At 65.0% G+C, this 3,817-nt stretch carries 4 protein-coding genes; all 4 read left to right on the forward strand.

Translation table 11 applies throughout. From position 1 onward, the window contains the following. The first annotated feature begins 9 nt into the window (after positions 1-9). Complete coding sequence (gene rsmH, locus EOA29_RS28460) at positions 10-984, forward strand: 16S rRNA (cytosine(1402)-N(4))-methyltransferase RsmH (RefSeq protein WP_127221919.1); 975 nt, start codon at positions 10-12, stop codon at positions 982-984. Positions 985-988: 4 nt separating this feature from the next. Continuing rightward, positions 989-1,384: a hypothetical protein gene (locus tag EOA29_RS28465; protein ID WP_126093081.1), complete on the forward strand. Its 396-nt coding sequence runs from the start codon at positions 989-991 to the stop codon at positions 1,382-1,384. Continuing rightward, positions 1,381-3,105, forward strand: a complete 1,725-nt coding sequence (locus EOA29_RS28470) for a penicillin-binding protein 2 (protein WP_127221918.1) — start codon at positions 1,381-1,383, stop codon at positions 3,103-3,105. Before EOA29_RS28465 ends, EOA29_RS28470 begins: the two co-directional genes overlap by 4 nt. A 54-nt stretch (positions 3,106-3,159) precedes the next feature. After that, a partial coding sequence (locus tag EOA29_RS28475) for a Mur ligase family protein (RefSeq protein ID WP_245468564.1) occupies positions 3,160-3,817 on the forward strand: 658 nt, incomplete at its 3' end.

A 3,817-nucleotide genomic window follows, 5' to 3' on the forward strand; every position in this document is an offset into this window, starting at 1 on the left:
GTTGGCGGACTGGTCCGTCACATTCCGGTCCTCCTTGCCGAAGTGCTGGAGGCGCTTGAACCCAAGGCGGGCGAGACGATTATCGACGGGACGTTCGGTGCCGGCGGCTACACCCGCGCCATTCTTGAGCGCGGCGCCTCGGTCGTGGCAATCGACCGCGATCCGGATGCCATCGAGGCGGGCCGGGCCCTTGAGCAGCGGGCCGGCGGCAGGCTGAGGCTCGTCCAGGCGCCGTTCTCGACGTTGGACGAACATGTCGAGAGCGCCGACGGCGTCGTGCTCGACATCGGCGTTTCCTCCATGCAGCTCGACCAGGCCGAGCGCGGCTTTTCCTTCCGCGCCGACGGGCCGCTCGACATGCGCATGGCGCAGGCCGGCCTGAGCGCGGCCGATGTCGTCAACACCTTCAAGGCGGGAGACCTTGCCCGCATCTTCGGCTTCCTCGGCGAGGAACGTCATGCCGGCCGTATCGCCCGTATGATCGAGGCCCGGCGCGAGAAACGGCTCTTCGAGCGCACGCTCGATCTGGCCGACGCTATCGCCACCCATATCGGCCGCGCGCCGAAGGACAAGATCCATCCGGCCACCCGCGTCTTCCAGGCGCTGCGCATCTTCGTCAATGACGAGCTTGGCGAACTGGCTCGAGCGCTGTTCGCCGCCGAGCGCGTGCTCAAGCCCGGCGGCAGGCTCGCCGTGGTCACCTTCCACTCGCTGGAGGACCGCATCGTCAAGCGCTTCATCGCCGATCGCGCCGAGGCGGCCAGCAGATCGCGCCATATGCCAGACGCACCGGCGCGACTGGCGACCTTCCGCAAGTCCGGCGGCGGGGTTACGCCGGGCGAGGCCGAGATCGCCGTCAATCCGCGGGCGCGCTCGGCCAGGCTGCGCGCGGCAATCCGCACCGACGTGCCGGCGCGCGCCGGCGACTTTTCGATTTTCGGCCTTCCAAAGCTTCCCGCCGTCGAGCGGCCGGGGGAGAGGTGAGCACGTGTTTCGTACCAGCGACATAGTCCTGATCGCCGTCATGGTCTCGGCGGCGGCGTTGACCTACAAGACCAAGCGCGAAGCCGAGGAACAGCTTGCGGCGGTGCAGAAGCTGCAGACGCAGATCCGCTACGAGGAAGACACGATCGATCTCCTGAAGGCCGACTGGAGCTTGCTCACGCAGCCGGCGCGGCTGCAGAAGCTTGCCGAAATCTACAAATCGCAGCTCGGCCTCGAGCCGCTCAACGCCCGCCAGATCGGCGGGCTCGACGACGTGCCCATGAAGCCGGTCAACATCGAGGACCTGTCCTCGCAGCGGCTGGGCGGCATGGCCGACAATTCCGGCAAAGGGCCCGATGGCGGCAAGGATCCGGTGGTGACGGGGAGCACCGTGCAATGATCGGCAGGCTTCCAAGGATCGGCAACCTGCTGAAGCGTCGAAAGAAGGTGGCCGAGGACGGCTCGATCGTCGTCGACGCCGCCCGCAAGGCGACCGGCGGCAAAGCCAGGACCCGCATCGTCATGACGATGGCGGTGTTCTTCACCATCTATACGACCATTGCCGGCCGCCTGGTCTATCTCGGCCTGCAGAACCCGGACATGTCGGGCGGCCCGCAAAGCCGGGTCACGGCTTCGCGGCCGGATATCGTCGACCGCAACGGCGAGGTGCTGGCGACCGACATCAAGACGGCGTCGCTGTTTGCCGAGCCGCGTCGCATCGTCGACGCCGACGAGGCGATCGAGAGGCTGTCGACCGTGCTTCCCGAAATCGACTATGAGCAGACCTATCACAAGCTCAAGAGCGGCGCCGGTTTCGTCTGGCTGCAGCGGCAGCTTACGCCGAAACAGCAGGCCGACATCATGGCGCTCGGCATTCCGGGACTCGGCTTCCGTACCGAGAAGCGCCGCTTCTATCCGAGCGGCGAGACGTCCTCCTACATTGTCGGCCTCACCAACATCGACAATCAGGGCATCTCCGGCATGGAGAAGTATATCGACGACCAGGGGCTCACCGACCTGCAGGCGTCCGGCCTGGCGGTGGCCAGGGATTTGAGGCCCGTGAAGCTGTCGATCGACCTGCGCGTCCAGCATGTTGTGCGCGACGAGGTCGCCACCGGCATGGAGCGGTTCCATGCGATCGCGGCGGGCGGCGTTGTGCTCAGCATCAAGACCGGCGAAGTGCTGGCCATGGCATCGGCGCCGGATTTCGACCCCAACAACCCTTACAACGCCCAGGACAAGGACCGGCTGAACCGCATGTCGGCCGGCCTCTACGAAATGGGCTCGACCTTCAAGAGTTTCACCACCGGCATGGCGCTGGATTCCGGCAAGGTGACGCTGGAGAGCCGTTTCGACGCGTCGCGGCCGATCCGGATCGGTCGTCAGACCATCCACGACTTCCACAGCAAGGGCCGTGTGCTCTCAGTGCCGGAAGTGTTCATCTATTCGTCCAACATCGGCTCGGCCAAGGAAGCCGAGGCGGTCGGCATTGAGGGACACCGCGAATTTCTGCACCGCCTCGGTGTGCTGGAAAAGATGCAGACCGAGCTGCCTGAAGTAGCGCGCCCGACCGAGCCCAAGGTCTGGAAGCAGGTCAATTCGATCACCATTGCCTTCGGCCATGGCGTGTCGACGACGCCGCTGCAGACCGCCGTCGGCTGCGCCGCGCTGATGAGCGGCTATCTGATCGAGCCTACCTTCCTGCCGCGCACGGCGGAGCAGGCCATGGAGGTAGCCAAAAGGGTGGTCAAGGAAAAGACCGTGGAAGGGATGCGCTATCTCTACGCACTCAACGCCGAGAAGGGCTCCGGCAAGAACGCCAGGGTTCCAGGCTACCGCGTCGGCGGCAAGACCGGCACAGCGGAGAAGGTCGTCAATGGCCGCTACTCGAAGGAGAAGAATTTCAACGCCTTCGTCGCCGCCTTCCCGATGGACGATCCGCAATATATCGTGCTGACGATCGCTGACGAGCCGAAGCCGGAAAAGCCCGGGATGGGCAACACGGCTGCCTCGAATGCGGGCATCATGGCAGCCAACATCATCAGACGCGCGGCTTCCATGCTTGGCGTGAAGCCAGATTTCAGCCATGAAAATGGTGCAACGCTGGTTTCCTATCAGTGATTCTTGGGGCGCGCCGGTAACTGCGCGCTATTTTGTTGCGATGAACGGAACTCGATGCATCTGAAAGATCTAGCCGGTATCCTGCCTGTCGAGGGAACAGCTTCCCCCGATCTGGAAGTGACCGGAATTTCCTCCGATTCCCGCCAGGTAAGACCGGGTGTTGTCTTCTTCGCGCTCGCCGGCAGCAAGGCGGATGGTTCGGCCTATGCCGCCGACGCCACCAGCCGAGGCGCAGCCGCAATCGTGGCGGGCAAAGGAAATGCCATCTCCGGCCTGTCGATCCCGGTTCTTGGCGTGGACGATCCGCGGCTGGCGCTGGCGCTGAGCGCGGCGCGCTTCTTCGGCAAGCAGCCTGAAACGATGGTCGCCGTCACCGGAACCAGCGGCAAGACGTCTGTCGCCGCCTTCACCCGACAGATCTGGGAGCAGGCAGGATTTGCCGCCGCTTCGATCGGGACGACGGGTGTGGTGGCGCCCGGCCGCAACGAATATGGCTCGCTGACCACGCCGGATCCGGTAGCGCTGCACAAGCTGCTGAAGGAACTGGCCGATGCCGGCGTCACCCACGCTTCGATGGAGGCCTCGAGCCACGGGCTCGACCAGCGCCGTCTCGATGGCGTCAGGCTCGCCGCCGGCGGCTTCACCAATCTCGGTCGCGACCACATGGACTACCATCCGACGGTCGAGGACTATCATCGCGCCAAGCTGCGCC

The organism is Mesorhizobium sp. M1E.F.Ca.ET.063.01.1.1, assembly GCF_003998155.1.
Lineage (GTDB): Bacteria > Pseudomonadota > Alphaproteobacteria > Rhizobiales > Rhizobiaceae > Mesorhizobium.

Bases quoted from the DNA above. Each gene is read 5' to 3' on its own strand.
- EOA29_RS28470 (WP_127221918.1), top strand. From the start codon at position 1,381: ATGATCGGCAGGCTTCCAAGGATCGGCAACCTGCTGAAGCGTCGAAAG.